The organism is Bradyrhizobium yuanmingense (assembly GCF_025200905.1).
GTDB lineage: Bacteria > Pseudomonadota > Alphaproteobacteria > Rhizobiales > Xanthobacteraceae > Bradyrhizobium > Bradyrhizobium yuanmingense.
This window is the reverse complement of record NZ_CP104173.1, coordinates 4202237-4218375: the sequence shown is the minus strand read 5'-3', so window position 1 is coordinate 4218375 and position 16139 is coordinate 4202237. Positions and strand designations below refer to the sequence as shown.

General features: G+C 66.0%; 15 protein-coding genes and 1 pseudogene. 12 read left to right on the top strand and 4 right to left on the bottom strand.

The window, feature by feature from the left end; genetic code table 11:
• Nucleotides 1–28: 28 nt before the first annotated feature.
• A complete protein-coding gene (locus N2605_RS19835) occupies nt 29–820 on the bottom strand; it encodes a polysaccharide deacetylase family protein (RefSeq protein ID WP_036013750.1) in 792 nt (263 codons plus the stop codon).
• Nucleotides 821–939: 119 nt separating this feature from the next.
• On the opposite strand from N2605_RS19835, the gene mgtE reads away from it, so the two are divergent.
• The 4 genes from mgtE to N2605_RS19815 all read left to right on the top strand — a co-directional run bounded on the left by mgtE (nt 940) and on the right by N2605_RS19815 (nt 4732).
• Entirely contained in the window at nt 940–2361 is a 1422-nt protein-coding gene (mgtE, locus tag N2605_RS19830) for a magnesium transporter (protein WP_036025625.1), read from the top strand.
• A gap of 176 nt (nt 2362–2537) precedes the next feature.
• Nucleotides 2538–2855, top strand: a complete 318-nt coding sequence (locus tag N2605_RS19825) for a helix-turn-helix domain-containing protein (protein ID WP_225148393.1) — start codon at nt 2538–2540, stop codon at nt 2853–2855.
• Between the two features lie 175 nt (nt 2856–3030).
• Complete coding sequence (locus N2605_RS19820) at nt 3031–3849, top strand: aldo/keto reductase (RefSeq protein WP_036013757.1); 819 nt, start codon at nt 3031–3033, stop codon at nt 3847–3849.
• Nucleotides 3850–3898: 49 nt separating this feature from the next.
• The gene (locus N2605_RS19815) at nt 3899–4732 is read left to right on the top strand and encodes a hypothetical protein (RefSeq protein ID WP_225148394.1); all 834 of its coding nucleotides are present in this window, start codon (nt 3899–3901) and stop codon (nt 4730–4732) included.
• Between the two features lie 945 nt (nt 4733–5677).
• Here the strand turns inward: N2605_RS19815 and N2605_RS19810 are convergent.
• Nucleotides 5678–6075: pseudogene (locus N2605_RS19810) on the bottom strand (DUF599 domain-containing protein); the annotation flags it as partial.
• 72 nt (nt 6076–6147) lie between these two features.
• Here N2605_RS19810 and N2605_RS19805 point away from each other — a divergent pair.
• From N2605_RS19805 to N2605_RS19790, 4 genes are all read left to right on the top strand, one after another.
• On the top strand, nt 6148–6810 hold the full coding sequence (locus N2605_RS19805; protein ID WP_036025622.1) for a glutathione S-transferase family protein: 663 nt from the start codon (nt 6148–6150) through the stop codon (nt 6808–6810).
• Nucleotides 6811–7085: 275 nt separating this feature from the next.
• Nucleotides 7086–7289, top strand: coding sequence for a hypothetical protein (locus N2605_RS19800; RefSeq protein ID WP_085969273.1), 204 nt, complete (start codon nt 7086–7088; stop codon nt 7287–7289).
• 156 nt (nt 7290–7445) lie between these two features.
• A complete protein-coding gene (locus N2605_RS19795; RefSeq protein WP_036025621.1) occupies nt 7446–8447 on the top strand; it encodes a hypothetical protein in 1002 nt (333 codons plus the stop codon).
• Between the two features lie 42 nt (nt 8448–8489).
• Nucleotides 8490–8930, top strand: coding sequence for a DUF1489 family protein (locus N2605_RS19790; RefSeq protein ID WP_260342227.1), 441 nt, complete (start codon nt 8490–8492; stop codon nt 8928–8930).
• Here N2605_RS19790 and panC read toward each other — a convergent pair.
• The gene (gene panC / locus N2605_RS19785; protein ID WP_260342226.1) at nt 8927–9778 is read right to left on the bottom strand and encodes a pantoate--beta-alanine ligase; all 852 of its coding nucleotides are present in this window, start codon (nt 9776–9778) and stop codon (nt 8927–8929) included. The two genes, N2605_RS19790 and panC, sit on opposite strands and share 4 nt — an antisense overlap.
• Nucleotides 9779–10060: 282 nt before the next feature.
• On the opposite strand from panC, the gene N2605_RS19780 reads away from it, so the two are divergent.
• The 4 genes from N2605_RS19780 to N2605_RS19765 all read left to right on the top strand — a co-directional run bounded on the left by N2605_RS19780 (nt 10061) and on the right by N2605_RS19765 (nt 13878).
• Nucleotides 10061–10984 (top strand): division plane positioning ATPase MipZ, encoded by a 924-nt coding sequence (locus N2605_RS19780; protein WP_036015216.1) that lies wholly within the window; start codon nt 10061–10063, stop codon nt 10982–10984.
• Between the two features lie 343 nt (nt 10985–11327).
• Entirely contained in the window at nt 11328–12188 is an 861-nt protein-coding gene (locus tag N2605_RS19775) for an alpha/beta fold hydrolase (protein WP_036015213.1), read from the top strand.
• Nucleotides 12189–12332: 144 nt separating this feature from the next.
• Nucleotides 12333–13082 carry a hypothetical protein gene (locus N2605_RS19770; RefSeq protein ID WP_036025619.1) on the top strand — a complete coding sequence of 250 codons (750 nt, stop codon included), beginning with the start codon at nt 12333–12335 and terminating at the stop codon, nt 13080–13082.
• A 70-nt stretch (nt 13083–13152) separates the two neighbouring features.
• Complete coding sequence (locus N2605_RS19765; RefSeq protein ID WP_109143484.1) at nt 13153–13878, top strand: DnaJ domain-containing protein; 726 nt, start codon at nt 13153–13155, stop codon at nt 13876–13878.
• A gap of 231 nt (nt 13879–14109) precedes the next feature.
• Here N2605_RS19765 and N2605_RS19760 read toward each other — a convergent pair whose 3' ends face one another.
• Nucleotides 14110–15960, bottom strand: coding sequence for a D-alanyl-D-alanine carboxypeptidase (locus N2605_RS19760; RefSeq protein ID WP_260342209.1), 1851 nt, complete (start codon nt 15958–15960; stop codon nt 14110–14112).
• Nucleotides 15961–16139 lie beyond the last annotated feature (179 nt).

Below are 16139 nucleotides of genomic sequence, written 5' to 3'. Positions count from 1 at the left end.
CATTTTGCCCGGGCGTGACATTCCGGCATCAGCGCGTATCGGCGCTCTTCTGTGATGTGCCCGCCGGGACGATGTGGACCACCCGATAGTCGTTCTCCCTCAGATACCGTAGAAACGCCGGCATCATTGCGGCCGTGCGCGCCTTGTTGTCGTGGAAGAGGATGATGCCCTTTCCGCTCGCGGCGAGACGCTCGGTGACGAGCTTCAATTGCTGCTCCGGCGTCAACTCCTCCCAGTCGCTGGCCCATAAATCGGCCCCGAACACAATGATGCCGCGCGACTGGAGCAGGTCGAGCTGCGCTTGGGTCGACTCGAAATAGGGAAAGCGGAAGAACGGCGTCGAGGGTGTCGTCGTCGAGACTCCGTGTAGCGCCATTTCGTCTGCGGCAATGCCCCGATCGATGTCGGCCATGGCCTTCTCGAACGGAATACGCCCCATGAACGGATGCGAGTAGGAGTGATGCCCGACGGTGTGGCCCTCGCGGGCGATGCGCTTGACCATGTCCGGGTGCTCGGAGGCGTGCTGGCCGATCAGGAAAAAGGTCGCGCGCACGCATTCCTGTGCCAGCGCCGCCAGCACTTTCGACGTCGTCGGCGGGTTCGGCCCGTCGTCGAAGGTCAGCACGACCTCGCGATCGGCCAGCGGCAGCGTCTGCGGAAAGCTCTTCAGGCCCACGCGCGGATAGGTCTTGGGATCGACGCTGAAGACGCGCGAGGTGCCGAGCGCGTCCTTGCGCGGGCACTCGGCGGCCTCCGTCTCGGCGGCGCCGATGACGGTCGCGGCATTGCCGATGACGGTTGCGACAAGCGCGCCCGCCATGGTCGAGGTCCACCTTAGTCGCAGCATCTTTGCCATTGCGCTCGGCTTTGCCTTGTGGGTATTGCCTGAAGCCTCAGCTCACACCACCGGTTCCAACCTGTCAAACGGCGAGGCGCGCCATGGATGAACATCTGGACGTTGCCCCATCGGCTGCGGATTCGGTACTCGACCACGTGCCGATGCGCAATGAAGACGGCGATATCAGGCACGAATTCGTCGAGGAGGTCGCCCGTGCGATCGAGGCCGGGGACAGCGCGGCGCTGCGTGCCTGCGTCGCGGAGCTGCACGAGGCCGATCTCGGCGATCTGATCGGCGCCCTCGAGCCCGACGACCGCGTCCGCCTGGTCGAGCTCACCGGCCGCGATTTCGATTTCTCGGCGCTGAACGAGGTCGATGAGACCGTCCGCGAGGAGATCCTCGAGGAGCTGCCGCCGGAGACGGTCGCCGAGGGCGTCCGCGAGCTCGAATCCGACGATGCGGTCGAGCTCTTGGAAACCCTCGGTGCCGAGGAGCAGGAAGAGATTCTGGAGAAGCTGCCGCTCAAGGAGCGCGTCGCGCTCGAGCGCAGCCTGCTGTACCCGGAGAACTCCGCCGGCCGCCGCATGCAGACCGAGTTCATCGCCGTGCCCCAGGATTTCACGGTCGGCCAGGCGATCGACTACATGCGTGAGACGCCGGATCTGCCCGACCGCTTCTACGAGATCTACGTCGTCGACAAGGAACAGCACTGGCAGGGCGCGGTGCCGCTCGACGTGCTCCTGCGCACGCGCCGGCCGGTGGCGCTGACCGAGCTCACCGACGAGGACCGCCGCCGCGTCTCCGTCCTGGAGGACCAGGAAGAGGTGGCGCGCATGTTCGGCAAATACAATCTCGTCGCTGCGCCCGTGCTCGACACCCAGGATCGCCTCGTCGGCGTCATCACCGTCGACGACGTCGTCGACGTCATCGAGGAGGAGGCGGACGAGGACCTCAAGGCGCTCGGCGGTGTCACCAGCGACGAAGAGCTGTCGGACACGTTCCTCACCATCGCCCGCGGCCGCTTCAACTGGCTGCTGGTGAACCTCGCCACCGCGTTCCTGGCGTCCTCCGTGCTCGGCCTGTTCGAGGGCCAGCTGGAGAAGATGGTCGCGCTCGCGGTGCTGGCGCCGATCGTGGCGAGCCAGGGCGGCAATGCCGCGACCCAGACCATGACGGTGGCGGTGCGGGCGCTGGCGACGCGCGAGCTCGGTTCCTCCAACGCCTGGCGCGTGGTGATGCGCGAGGCCCTGGTGGGCCTCGTCAACGGCCTCGCCTTCGCCGTGATCACCGGCATCGCCGCGGTGGCCTGGTTCAAGATCCCGGGCCTCGGCATCGTTATCGGGCTCGCCATCGTCTGCAACCTCGTGGCCGGCGCGCTCGGCGGCATCCTGATCCCGATGGCGCTGGATCGCGTGCGGGCCGACCCGGCGGTGGCGTCGGGCACGTTCGTGACCACCGTGACCGACGTCGTCGGCTTCTTCTCCTTCCTCGGGATTGCGACGCTCTGGTTCGGGTTGAAGTAGGTCTCACCCCATCGTCATTCCGGGGCGCGCCACTTGGCGCGAACCCGGAATCCATTTGTCCGCGTCGACGCTGCACAATGGATTCCGGGCTCGCGCTTCGCGCGCCCCGGAATGACGACAACCGTCTTTAATCCGACTTTAAGCGACCTGCCGCATCATCGCCTTTGCTTGGGGGAATGGGCATGCGGTTGCGGCTGAAGGCGGACGGACGGATCGTCGAATTGCGGAATGGGCAGGAATTTCCGGTCCAGCCGCTTTCGGTTCAGCCGACGACCAATGCGGCGCCGTCTGACACCGGCCCGCTCGCGGTGCGCGATCTGCGCCGGCGCGCCTGCCTGACCCAGATGGAGTTCGCCGCCAGGCTCGGCGTACCCGTCGAGACCATCCGCAACTGGGAGCAGGGCAAACGCGCCCCGCGCGGCCCGGCCCGCGCACTGCTCACGGTGATCGCGCATGCCCCCGACACGGTGTTCCAGGCGCTCGCCAAGACCTGACGCCAAGGCCTGACGCCAAAGGCCTGACGCCAAGGCCCGACGCCGAGGCCTGACGCACAACCTCCCGTTAGGCCTGCATCGAATATCCCGCCTGGCTGCCGCGGCTTCCGTTGGCAGTATCATCGACCGGGTCCATAATGACTTCTGGGGCTGTCGCAACGGAAGAGGATTCCTCATGCTGTTCGTCGAGGCCAATGGCGCAAGGATTCCGGCGATCGGTCTCGGGACCTGGGAGCTGAGCGGAAGGCCGGCCGCGCGCGTGGTCGAGCAGGCGCTACGGCTCGGCTATCGCCATATCGACACCGCGCAGGTCTACGACAATGAGCGCGAGGTCGGCGACGGTTTGCGCGCCTCCGGCGTGCGCCGCGACGACGTATTCCTCACCACCAAGGTCTGGACCAACCATTTCGCACCCCATGATCTCGAACGCTCAGTGAAGGAGAGCCTCGCTCGCCTGCGGCTTCCCTCGGTCGATCTGTTGTTGCTGCACTGGCCCAATCCTCATGTGCCGCTCGCGGAGACGCTGGGCGCGCTGTCGCATGCGAAGACGATGGGCCTGACCCGCCACATCGGCGTCTCCAATTTCACCGTGGCACTGATCGAGCAGGCGGTCGCGCTGTCGGCGGAGCCGCTGGTCTGCAACCAGGTCGAGTATCACCCCTATCTCGATCAGGCGAAGGTACGGGCGGCCTGCGACCAGCATGGCCTTGCCCTCGTCGCCTACAGCCCGATCGCCAAGGGCCGCATCAAGTCCGACCAGACGCTGGCCGAGATCGGTCGCGTCCACCGCAAGACGGCGGCGCAGGTCTGCCTGCGCTGGCTGGTGCAGCAGAATGTCGCTGCGATCCCGCGCACCTCGCGCATCGAGCGCCTGTCGGAGAACATCGAGATCTTCGATTTCGAGCTGTCGGAAGACGAGATGGACCGGATCGCCGCGCTCGCCAATCCGAAGGGACGCCTGACCGACTTTGGCTTCGCCCCGAAATGGGATTGAGAGGGACCCGGGGTATGCTAGGACCGCGGGGGCAACCCAAGATCGGTCGATGGAACTGGGGAAGATCATACGGACGGACATTGCCGCCTCGGCAATCGCCCATCTGACGTTGGTGGCGCTGATCATCGTGATTAGCGAGGTCCGTCCGTTTCATAGTCAGGCGCCCGAAACCGTCGCGGTCGACATCGTCACGCCGGAGCAGGTGAAGCAGGAGGAAACCAAGGCCGAGGAGAAGAAGGAAGAGGCGAAGCCGCCAGAGCCGCTCCCCGATCTGAAGCTGCCGAAGCCGGATATCACCGACAAGGCGGAGGCATCGAAGCCTGCGGCCAGGCCGCAGGCGGCAGAACCATCGCCGTCACAGCAGGCCTCGCCCGAGCCGCAGCAGAAGCAGCCGCAGGCCTCGAAGCAGCGTGAGGCCAACGCGCCGCCGCAGGCCGCGCCGCCGCCGGCCTATCAGACGCCGCAACCGGACGTCACCATCAAGTACGGGGTCATGCTGGGCTTGCCGCCCGAATTGCCGGTCGAGCCGAAAGGCGCCAAGGATGACGGCGGCGATGCCAACGATTCGATCGCTGCGAAGCTTCCGCCCGAGGTCGTCGCGGAGCTTCGCCGTCACTTGCGCGGCTGCGCCAAGCTGCCGGCCGGCGTCGCACCGACCGACAACGTCCATGTCAAGCTGCGCACCGTGTTCGCCACCGACGGCACGCTGGCGCGCGAGCCCATCCTGATCGAGGCGCCGCCGTCCGCCAAGGGCGTGGCCATCGTCAAGTCCGCAACGAGCGCGCTGCAGAACTGCCAACCCTACAAGATGTTGCCGGCCAATCTGTACGGGGAATGGAAGGTGCTGGATCTGCCGTTCAGCCCGAAGGATTTCGGCGGATAGCGCGTCGTCGTGTAGTCGTGTAGCCCGGATGGAGCAAAGCGTAATCCGGGGCTGCTCGCCCGGCAGCTCGAATTGTCCCGGATTACGCTCGCGCTCCATCCGGGCTACGAGAGCAGGGTGTTTCGCTTCTCTGTCAACCTGCCCGCTCTAAAATATTCCACTTTACCGAAATTCGGAAATGGCGTATGTATCGCCCATCCCGGCTCAATCTCGAGGGGCGATCATGAGGTCGTCATTGTCGCGAGCCGGGCTTGCGGTGGACGCGGCAGCGTCGTGTACGAGAGCTGAGGGCGGGGCGGATTGCTCTCCGTGAGCCCGAGGCTTCGTACGGACGAGCGGCGCTGTCAGGTTCGTCGCGCCGGCATTTCGATGGCAACGTGCACAACGCCGTCGAACCCTGCGGCGCCAACGGACCGCGCGTACGGCAAAACCGTGTGGTCCTGGCCGTCGTTGCTACGGTCAAGCTCTGGCGAATGCGGCATTGGCGTCAACCGGCGCGGTGCCGGTGACTTTCGCGGGAGCGAGGGAGGCCAGAGGGAACTCGGCTCCCAGGAGAGCGCGGCATAAGCCGTCCGACCATCGCGCAGGGAAGGCCGTGTGTTGGGCTTCACCTGTATGCTGCTGTGCGGTTCTTCCTGCGTGTGCTCCAGCGCAGCGGACCGCGGGTGCCGCCGGCACCCGGCCTTCCCTGCGCCCTCTTGCATCTGAGGGCGGCGAGACGAAGCAAAGCTCGGGCGAAGCAGCCGCGAGATCGCGAAGGCATGTCTGTGATCCGATCTCGTGCCCCGGACGCAGCGCAGCGTCCCCCCGGCGATGCGAAGCATCGTCCGGTTCGACGATGCGCTGCAGAGCAGGGGCCCATGCCTCCGAGCAATCCGTGTGGCGCTGGGTCCCGGCTCTGCGCCGCAACGCTTCACGCGTTGCAGCTTGTCCGGGACACGTGGCTCAATGCCCTCGCTTCATCCCCTCACCACCATCCACCGCCCCGGTGCCATCGCGGCCCAGGCGCTGGACGCGAACTGCCGCCGCCAGGTCACGACCACGACCGCTGCCGTGGTCACGAACAGCACCCAGGGGCTGACGAACCAGCCGAGATAGCCGAGCGCGAAGAAGAAGGCACGCTGGCCGCGGTTGGAGTGGCGGCCGGCGGATTCGAACAGGCGCGAGGTGCGGATGACGTGGGCTTCGGCCTCGGGGGTGTCGCGCTGTGAGGCCGGCGGCATACCGCCAAACAGGATTGCGACATAGTTGAACAGGCGATAGGCCCAGGCGAATTTGAAGAAGGCGTAGACGCAAATCAGCACGAGGCCGACGCATTTCAGCTCCCACAAAGCGGGCGAGCAACGATTGATTGGCGGCAGGCGATGGCGCTAAAAAGCGGCTGCAACTGCAGGACTAAACGAAGGACCAGTGACATGGCTGCGCTGAAACTCGCGATCGGCAACAAGAACTACTCGTCATGGTCGATGCGGCCCTGGCTCGCGCTCCGCGCCAACGACATCCCGTTCGTGGAGACGCTGATCCCGCTCTACACCGACGATCCCGCCGACAAGGCGCAGATCCTGTCCTTCAGCCGCGCCGGCAAGGTGCCCGTGCTGGTCGACGGCGACGTCACCGTGTGGGATTCGCTTGCCATCATCGAGTACGTCGCCGAGCGCTATCCGGAAGCGAAGCTCTGGCCTGACGACGTCGCCGCGCGCGCGCATGCCAGGTCGGTATGCGCCGAAATGCATTCCGGCTTTGTGGCGCTGCGCAACGAATGCGGCATGAACCTGCATCGGCCGATCCGCGCCGTGGCGCTGTCGGCGGATGCCAAGGCGAACATCGCGCGCATCGAGGAGATCTGGCGCGAGTGCCGCACCCGCTATGGCGCACAGGGACCGTTCCTGTTCGGCCGCTTCGGTGCGGCGGACGCCATGTATGCCCCCGTCGTGCACCGCTTCCGCACCTATGCGATCGAGGTGGCGCCGGACACCAGGGCCTACATGGAGACCATGATGGCGCTGCCGGCGTTCCAGGAATGGACCCGGGATGGACTGGCCGAAACGCTCGTCATCGCCAAGTTCGAGGACGCCTGAGCGGCAGTCCGACCGGCGCCGGCCGGAGGCGGGGACGCCAGCCGATCGGGAGGAGGGTGCGACAGGCCTGCGACATGTCGGCGGAATAAGCAGCTCCGCCGGTATCATCGCCCCACCGGCTGTCCCGTTATCATCCTGAAATAACTGCAAAAATTGTGCGCGGGCCATGCCGGCATGGCGCTGGCCAAAAGCATCGGACGCGTGCTATACAGCCGCCCGGGTTTCCGGCCGGCCCTCGCAGTGGGACACTGGGCGAGGCGGGCGCTGTTTGAGTAATGGAGAGGGTGTTGAAGCACAAATTCCCCGTGGGAACGCGCGTCCTATTCACGGCCAGCAATGTCGCGCGTCCGGCTGCGAGCGGCGCGTATGAGGTCATCCGTCTGCTCCCGACCGAAGGCGACGACTGCCAGTATCGGATCAAAAGCTCGACCGAAGCCTTCGAGCGCGTCGCCAAGGAAAGCCAGCTCGCGCTCTCCTGAAGGCCGACGCCGTCAGTGCATAGGCGCCTCCCGGGAATTGTACTCTGCCGCCGTCAAAAGGCCCGCTTCACCTTCACAAGGGTGGGCGGGGGCAGTTGCCGACTCGCGGTGCTCGCTTGACCATCCGCTCTTTGCTCGCGTGAGGGGACGTCGCGCATGAACTGGGCATGGGCCACTTCGCTCGACCAAATCTGGCTCTCGCCGGCCTTCCCGATTTGGATGACGCTGGCGGCTGCCGGATTCTTCGGATTGATTCTGCTGATCACGCTGTTGCGCGCCGACAGATCGGTCGCGAACGGCGCGCTGACCGTCATTACCCTGCTATCCATCGCGATCGCCGGCGCAGCCACGGTGCGTCTCTATGGACCGGACGCGCCGTCCGCTCCGGCCGAGGCGCGCGCGCAAGCTGTGGTGAGCGCGAGTCTGCCTGCGCTGTCCTGTCTCGACGATCTCGCCGGCGATGCCGTTGGCGCCGGCTGCGAGAAGGCGCTGTTCGGCGCGCCTGACGCTGCGGCCGCGGCGGTCTCCTACACCGCCGCCAGGATCGACCGCCTGACCGCGCTCGGCGATGTCGCCACGGCGGAGAAGAGCCTGACCCTCGACATGAAGGTGCTGCGCAAGTCGCTCGAGCGGGATCGTTACGGTCTCGTTGCACATGTGCTGGTGGCGCGTGACGGCTGCACGCAGTTCGATTGCGCCGCGTTCCGCTCGCTGACCGACCAGCAGCAGGTTGCCGCCAACATGGACTCCCATCTCTACGAGACCCTGGTCGCGCGCTATGCGCCGACCTGGAACGCGCCCGCAGCAGCCGCAGCGGCGATGCCCGCCAACGCCGCGCTCGCCGGGCTGCCGCCGTCAATGCCGACGGGCAGGCCAACCAATGCCGAGTTCCCGAGCGCGTCCTCGACGCCGCCGGTGAGCATCATGAATCCGGAGCCCACGGCGGCGACGCGCCAGGCCGCGCCGGCCGCAAATGCGGCGGCAGCACCGCGTGCGCCGGCCGCGGCCTCCGCACAGGCCGCAGCGCCTCCGGCATCGAGCCCGCCGGCTGCGAAGAAGCCGCCGCCCCAAAAGGCTGCGCGTGCGCCTGCGGCGCCGGTTCCGCTCGCGCCGCCGCCGGCCTCGACCGCCGCGCCCGCGCCTGCGGATAACGAGTAGATCGGCATTCCAAATGCTGGGTTGCCCGGCTAATGCTTGGGCATGCCACTCCATCTGATCAAGCTCGCCGTCGGCTGCGACTCCGTCAAGGAATTGAAGGAGTGGGTGGCCGAACGGATGCAGACCGCCAAGAACAAGGGTCTGCCGCAACATCACATCCACATCACCCGCATGGTGCCCAAGCGCGACGCCGAGATCCTCGCCGGCGGCTCGCTCTACTGGGTGATCAAGGGCGAGATCGCCGCGCGCGAAAAGATCATCGGCATCGAGCCGTTCCGCGACAAGGACGGCATCGGGCGCTGCCGGATCGTGATGCAGCCGAAAGTGATCTCGGTCTCGCCGCGGCCGATGCGCCCGTTCCAGGGCTGGCGCTATCTGACCGACGATTCCGTGCCGGCCGATCTCGGCAAGTCAGCGGCCGGCTCGATTGCGGCGATGCCGGAGCCGATGCGGCGCGAGCTGCGTGACCTCGGACTGCTCTAAACAGCCATATTGTCGATCAGCCGGGTGGTGCCGAGCTTGGCTGCGACCAGGATCCGCAAGGGGCCGTCCTTGCGCGAGGTGACCGGTGCCAGCGTCTCGGCATGGCGGACCTCGTAATAGTCGAGCACCAAGCCGGCCGCCTTGACCATGTCTGCACCGCCGGCCATCGCCGGCGCGATCGAATCGCCGGCACGGATGCGCCCGACGCTCTCTCTCATGGCGCGGTAGAGGACAATGGCGGTCTGGCGCTCCTCGGGCGAGAGGTAGACGTTGCGCGAGGACATCGCGAGTCCGTCGCGCTCGCGCACGGTGCGGGAGCCGATCACCTTGACACCGAGGTCGAGGTCGCGCGCCATCTGCGTCACCACGCGCAATTGCTGGAAATCCTTTTCGCCGAAGATCGCGACATCCGGCCGGACTTGCGTGAACAGCTTGCCGACGACCGTGGCGACACCGCCGAAGAAGTGCGGGCGGAAGCGGTCCTCGAGGCCGGCGAGCGCCGGCCCCTCCGGCGCGATGCGGGTGGCAAACCCCTCCGGATACATGGCCGCGACGCCCGGGTGCCAGACGATATCGACGTCCTCGGCCGCGAGCTTGGCGATGTCGGCCTTCCAGGTGCGCGGATAGGCGCCGAAATCCTCGGTCGGAGCGAACTGGGTCGGGTTGACGAAGATCGACACCACGACGCGGCTGGCGCGCCGCTTGGCGAGGCGAACCAGCGACACATGCCCGTCATGGAGTGCCCCCATGGTCGGGACCAGTGCGATCGTGGCCTTTCGCTTGCGGAGATTGTCGACGGCGCGTCGCAGGGCGGGGACCGTGCGGGCGATCAATGGGCTTGCTGACATTGGGACTCGACGATTGGGAAGCGGCGCAGGTGCGGGCGTCGCGCCCGGCCGGCTAACCTTAACAAGCGGAGATCGTGGACGCCATGCATCCGGATGCGGCACAGCATCCCGCGCAAGGCGGCGTAGAACGTCGCGACATTTTGGGCTGGATCACAGACGAAAGACGGCGCCGCGACACATCGTGAGAACGGCGCGTTGCAATTTGCATTTCCTGTCACGCATTTCACTTGACCGCTGACGCGGTCAACTCGAAGATATTCGCAAGGGGTGTTGAGGATCGCCATGCTTGTGCAGGCTAGCCAAGGCCAATCCGGCTCGGCGCACGTGGTCGTGCTCGGCAACGAGAAGGGCGGCTCCGGCAAATCGACCACGGCCTTGCACATCGCCGTTGCACTTCTGAAGGCCGGCCAGCGCGTCGCCACCATCGACCTCGATTGTCGCCAGCAGAGCTTCACGCGCTACATCGGCAACCGGTCCGCCTGGGCGCAACGTACCAAGCTCGACCTCGAGCTGCCGGTGCATCGCTGCATCAAGCTCGGCGAGACCATGCAGATTGCCGAGAACGAGAATTCCGAGTTCCAGCAGTTCATGGAAGCCGTCTCCGCGGTCGAGAGCAGCTTCGACTTCATCGTCATCGATACGCCCGGCACCGACAGCTATCTGATGCGGCTCGCGCATTCGATGGCCGACACCCTGGTCACGCCGATCAACGACAGCTTCCTCGATTTCGACGTGCTCGGCACCGTCGACCCCGCGACTTACGCAGTGACGGGCGAGAGCCACTACGCCGAGATGGTGCGTGACGTCAGGCGCAAGCGACGCCAGCTCGACGGCGCGACCACCGACTGGATCGTCGTGCGCAACCGCCTGTCCATGCTCGGCTCGCGCAACAAGCAGCTCGTCGCCGAGGGCCTGAAGGATCTGTCGCTGCGGCTCGGCTTCCGCTACGTCGACGGATTCGCCGAGCGCGTCGTGTACCGCGAATTCTTCCCACGCGGCCTGACCGCCCTGGACGATATCGACGAGGCCACGCTCGGCATGCGGCCCAATCTCGGCCATCTCACTGCGCGGGAGGAGGTGACGAGCCTGCTCCGCCAGCTCAAGCTCCCGCTCGACGAGCGCGGCCGCCGCCGCGCGGCCAACCGGGCCGAGTGGTTCAGCCAGGTCGACAAGCCGCTCGAGGTCCACGATATCCTCGGCGCCTGACCTCGCGGTATAGCGCTACTCCCGGCCGATCCGGGCCTTCGGCTGGCGCGGGAACCGGGACTGCGCCGCGCGCGTTTTCACCCTGCATTTACCGCGAGTCGAACCCGATCAAGACCGGTTGCGTCGAATAGGGACCTGCACCCTCACGTAGCGGTATGAGAATGGGGTGCTCACCGAACGAGTGCAACGCACAATGAAAGGGCTGCCGATTCACAACATTTAGCCTTCCTGTCACGCTGCTGTGACATATATTAGGGAATAGGCGACAAGGGGACGAAGAGCCCCGGAGAACACGATTTTCAACAGGGATTCAGGCCGCTTAGGCCTGAGGCTGAGGACGAAAATGAAGCGTGGAATTGCCGTTCTGGTTTCGGTCAGTGCCCTCTGCGGCATCGCCTATTTCACGGCGAGCAAGTGGGCGATCAAGCACGAGACCATCACATTCTACGATGCCTCGCGCGATAACCGTCCGGTGCCTGTTTCCATCGCGGTGCGCCGCGACAAGGAAATGCAGGCCAATGCCGGCATGATCAAGCTGCCCGTCGCGGTGATCAATCACGGCAACACCGTCAAGAACACCGAATACGGCTTCCTCGCCAACATCTTCGCTGCGCGCGGCTACATGGTCATGAGCCCGCAGCACGATCTGCCGACTGATCCTCCGATGGTCACCAAGCCCGGCGAGCTCTATGTCGGCCGGCTGCCGCAGATCCTGCGCGGCGTCGCCAACATCCATCTCGCCGTGCACGAGATGAAGAAGGTTCAGCCCAACGCCGATTACGACAAGGTTACGATGGTCGGCCATTCCATGGGCGGCGACATCACCATGTACTTCGCCAAGCAGTATCCGGATGAGGTCAAGAAGGTCGTCACCCTCGACAATCTGCGCGTGCCCTTCGTTACCGCGGGCAAGTTCAAGATCCTGTCGTTCCGCTCCCAGGATCCGCAGTTCAAGGCCGACGCCGGCGTGATTCCAACCGACGAGGAATGCGAGCAGGCAGGCATTCAGGTCGTGAAGACCGAGTTCCAGCACAACGACATGCGCGATACCGGTCCGGATGTGGCGAAAAGCTCGATCCAGAGCATGCTCGACAAGTTCCTGAGCGCGACCGACAGCGAGATCGCACCGGTCGACACGCAGTCCGCCCCGCCCAAGATCCTGGAGCCGGGCCCGGTCGCCCTGATGGCTCCTGCCAAGAGCTGACGTCCAAGAGCTTACCGAGCTGACGTCGTCGCAAGGCTGCACCAATCGTCGAAGCCTCCGCCGGCGCCCGCCCGCGGAGGCTTTGCGCATTGACCGGGCCGCATGCGCTGACCACATTAGCTGCTGACGCAAGGTGTAGCTGCGATGTCGGGCGAACCCATCAAACCGCGCGGCCGCGATACCGTCTCGGCGCGAGCAGACGGCGTGCTGCCGCAAGCGCAAACCTCGACCTCGGAAGACATCGCCGCGTTCGTTGCCAAGGCGCGGACCCTCTCGCCGCATGCCCCGGGCGCGAGGGGGCGGCTGATCTTCGCGCTGGATGCGACCATGAGCCGGCAGCCGACCTGGGACATGGCCTGCGCGCTCCAGGCCGACATGTTTCGCGAGACCGCAGCGCTCGGCAGTCTCGACATCCGGCTGGTCTACTATCGCGGCCTCAACGAGTGCCGCGCCACGGCTTGGATTTCAGACAGCGCCAGGCTGGCGACGCTGATGAGCAAGATCGATTGCCGCGGCGGCGATACCCAGATCGGCAAGGTCCTGAGCGAGGCTAGGCGCGAGGCAGTCGCATCCGGCGTGCGGGCCGTGGTCTTCGTCGGCGATGCCATGGAGGAAGACATCGACGAGCTCTGCGCCAAGGCCGGCGAGCTCGGCATGCTCAAGGTGCCCGTATTCGTCTTTCAGGAGGGCCATGACGCGGTCGCCGAACAGGCCTTCCGCGAGATGGCGCGGCTGACTGGCGGTGCCTGGTGCCGGTTCGATCCCGGTGCGGCAGCGCAGCTGCGCGAGCTGTTGCGGGCAGCTGCGGCCTATGCCGCGGGTGGACGTGAGGCGCTGTTGAAGCTGGCTGGAAGCGTGAGTGGCGCGGCGAAGCTGATCAGCCAGATGAAATAGCGGCCCGGCCGGTGCGGCTTGCGGCGCTGGGCGCCATGCTTTTTGACAACAGCACGACTATATTCCGGCCATGACCCTGATCGCCGGCGCTGTCGCCGTTATCACGCTGTACCTGCTGCTCCAGATGTTCCGCTCCGCCAATCCAGCGGTGCTGGCGCGCACCCTCAAGTTCGGCGGCGGCGTGCTGGCGCTGGTGGTTGCGGCCTTCACCGGCTTGCGCGGCGAGCTGGCGGTTGCGATCCCGCTCGGAATTTTCGGCGCGGGCCTGCTCGGCTGGACACCACTCGCGAATGCCGGCTTCGGCAATGTTGGCGGGCTGTTCGGCGGCGGTGCGACGCGCCCGTCCGGGCAGGCCTCGCGGGTGCGCTCGCAATTCCTGGACATGCGGCTCGACCACGATTCCGGCCAGCTTTCTGGCCAGATCGTTGCGGGGCCTCATGCCGGGCGCAATCTCGACGAATTCGATCTCGCCGGCTTGCTCGCGATGGTCCCGACGTTCGACGCCGAGAGCGTGGCCCTACTTGAAAGCTATCTGGACCGCCGGTTTCCCGCTTGGCGTCAGAACGCGCAGGGCGATACGGCAGGGCGGCAGCGCCGCACGGCGGCGAGCAGCAAAATGACGGCGGAGGAAGCCTATCAGATCCTTGGCTTGCAGCCGGGAGCGGGGCGCGACGACATCAGCCGGGCCCACAAATCCCTGATGAAGAAACTCCATCCCGACCAGGGGGGCTCGACGTATCTCGCTGCCCGGGTAAACGAGGCCAAGGATACTCTGCTTCGCACGCATAACGGCTAACTCCGGCACCAACGCTACAAACGCCCGTACCGCGTGAGCTCCGTTTGCTCTGTCTGCCGTCGCCCGCCCTTGTCGGCGTGGTCGATCCCCTTGAGCAAAGTTTTAACCGTAAATCCTTGACGAGAGGTTGTCGTGGAACAGCCTTGTCCGGAACAGCCTTCGCATCACCGCCTCACCAAAACGAAAATGCCCGCGCAAGGCGCGGGCATTTGGTCTGGAGCGGAGAAGAAATCAGTTGCGAACGGTGATGCAGGAGATCTCGGCACGTTTCAAGGTGCGGCAGACGGCTTCGGCCTGATCGCGCTCGAGCCCGGCGAAGCGGGCGCGGTAAAGCTTGCGATTATCCTTGGCGACGACGGGCTCGGTGAACGGGTCCGCCTTGCTGAGCAGGCCGCGGGCCGAGTTGCGGGCCGCGTCGATGCGCTGCTGAGCTTCGTTCTCGCTCTCGAGCGCACCGACCTGGACGATCCAGCCGCTGTGGATGACGGCGGGCTTGGTGGTGGCGCTCATCTGGATCGGCTGCGGCGCCGGGTCGGCCGAGGCGAGCTTCGGAGCGGCGGGAGCCGGTGCGGCGGGGGTTGCGGCCGGCAGCACGCCAAGGATGCCGTTGCCGGTACCGAAGCCCGCCGGCTGCCGCGGCAGTTCGGTGCGGGCCATCTCGGCCTTCGGCGCGTCCGGCTGGCTCACCGCCTCCGGCTTGTTGATGAGATCTGCCCTGGCGACGACGGCACCTGAGGTTTCCGCGACCTCGGAACGGGGCGGGACGGTGCTGGTGACCGGCGGCGCAACGACCTGGACACCACCCTGGGCCGGAGCCGCGGAGGCTACCTTCACGGCGCCGGCCTTGACCTGAACGGTCTTGACCCGAACCGGCTTCATCGGCTCGGAAGAGCCGGGGATGATGGAGAGCGGCTGGCTCGAGATCACGCCGTTGGTGAGCGGCGCCGGCTCCACCTTGGATTCCGTCGGACGAGCTTCGGGTTTGGAGTGAGCGGGTGGCATCGCCGCAGTCGCTGCGGCCAGCGTCGACAGACGCGAGGCAAGGCGCGAAGGGGCGGCTTCGGGAGCAGGGGCCGCCGCGGCCTGGACCGGCAGGGCCGGCCGTGCCGGCGTATCCGAGGCATCGGCGACATCGACGTTGGCTTCAGTGCCGTTGCGCTCCGTGACTGCGGCGACGGTGCGGACGGTCGCGCCCTTTTCGATGTTCTCCGCGAGCAGGTTGCGCATGATGGCGTCGCGCGAGCCACCGCTGCGGCCGCCGAGCACCACGCCGATCAGGTGGCGGTTGCCGCGGCGGATCGAGCTGACGAGGTTGAAGCCGGAAGCGCGGGTGTAGCCCGTCTTGATGCCGTCCACGCCTTCGACACTGCCGAGCAGGCGATTGTGGTTGCGGATCGACTGTCCGCGCCAATTGAACGTCGAGGTTGCGAAATAGCGATAGTAGCGGGGGAAGCGCTCCTGAATGGCGCGACCCAGCGTGGCCTGGTCGCGCGCGGTCGTGACCTGCTCGTCGTTGGGCAGGCCGTTGGCATTGCGGTAGACCGTCCTGGACATGCCGAGCGAACGCGCCTTGCGCGTCATCATCCGGGCGAAGTCGTCCTCGTCACCGGCGATCGCTTCCGCAATCACCACGGATGCGTCGTTGGCCGAACGGGTGACCAGGCCCTTGATCGCGTCCTCGACGCGAATGGTCTGGCCGGCACGCAGATTCAGCTTGGTCGGATCCTGGTCGGCGGCGTGCTTGGACACCGGCATTTCGGTGTCGAGCTTCATCTTGCCGGATTCGAGGCGCTCGAACAGCAGATAGAGCGTCATGATCTTGGTCAGCGAGGCCGGGTGGCGGATCGCGTCAGGGCTCGTCGCCTGGAGCACTGCGCCGGAATTGCCGTCGATGATGATGGACGCGAATTTCGAGCTGGAGCTCTCGGACACGTCGTGCTGCACCCGGTGGTGCGCGTAATGTCGACGATGGCGCCGTGCCTCGGCTGCATCGACGGTGAAGATGACTGCGGTGGTGACCGTAAGAAGCCCGAAAACGCCAACCCGCGCCCAGCGCGAGGCAGACAAGTTTTTACGAAGCATGGAACCCCGTCCCCGTTTCTGACTTGATCACCGGCTCGTGAGGCGAAATTGTGCCCGACGGACCCGGGATCATTACCTGCTCAGGCTGTCCCTCCGCTGGTGTTGGCCGCGGGGGACGTTGGACCCGAGCCGCTGTTCTGGCTAAGGTGATGTTCTCAAACGGCTTTTGGCCGCTCGCG

Coding starts and splice junctions, on each gene's coding strand:
- N2605_RS19835 (WP_036013750.1), bottom strand. CDS start 820: ATGGCGGGCGCGCTTGTCGCAACCGTCATCGGCAATGCCGCGACCGTC.
- mgtE (WP_036025625.1), top strand. CDS start 940: ATGGATGAACATCTGGACGTTGCCCCATCGGCTGCGGATTCGGTACTC.
- N2605_RS19825 (WP_225148393.1), top strand. CDS start 2,538: ATGGGCATGCGGTTGCGGCTGAAGGCGGACGGACGGATCGTCGAATTG.
- N2605_RS19820 (WP_036013757.1), top strand. CDS start 3,031: ATGCTGTTCGTCGAGGCCAATGGCGCAAGGATTCCGGCGATCGGTCTC.
- N2605_RS19815 (WP_225148394.1), top strand. CDS start 3,899: ATGGAACTGGGGAAGATCATACGGACGGACATTGCCGCCTCGGCAATC.
- N2605_RS19805 (WP_036025622.1), top strand. CDS start 6,148: ATGGCTGCGCTGAAACTCGCGATCGGCAACAAGAACTACTCGTCATGG.
- N2605_RS19800 (WP_085969273.1), top strand. CDS start 7,086: ATGGAGAGGGTGTTGAAGCACAAATTCCCCGTGGGAACGCGCGTCCTA.
- N2605_RS19795 (WP_036025621.1), top strand. CDS start 7,446: ATGAACTGGGCATGGGCCACTTCGCTCGACCAAATCTGGCTCTCGCCG.
- N2605_RS19790 (WP_260342227.1), top strand. CDS start 8,490: ATGCCACTCCATCTGATCAAGCTCGCCGTCGGCTGCGACTCCGTCAAG.
- panC (WP_260342226.1), bottom strand. CDS start 9,778: ATGTCAGCAAGCCCATTGATCGCCCGCACGGTCCCCGCCCTGCGACGC.
- N2605_RS19780 (WP_036015216.1), top strand. CDS start 10,061: ATGCTTGTGCAGGCTAGCCAAGGCCAATCCGGCTCGGCGCACGTGGTC.
- N2605_RS19775 (WP_036015213.1), top strand. CDS start 11,328: ATGAAGCGTGGAATTGCCGTTCTGGTTTCGGTCAGTGCCCTCTGCGGC.
- N2605_RS19770 (WP_036025619.1), top strand. CDS start 12,333: ATGTCGGGCGAACCCATCAAACCGCGCGGCCGCGATACCGTCTCGGCG.
- N2605_RS19765 (WP_109143484.1), top strand. CDS start 13,153: ATGACCCTGATCGCCGGCGCTGTCGCCGTTATCACGCTGTACCTGCTG.
- N2605_RS19760 (WP_260342209.1), bottom strand. CDS start 15,960: ATGCTTCGTAAAAACTTGTCTGCCTCGCGCTGGGCGCGGGTTGGCGTT.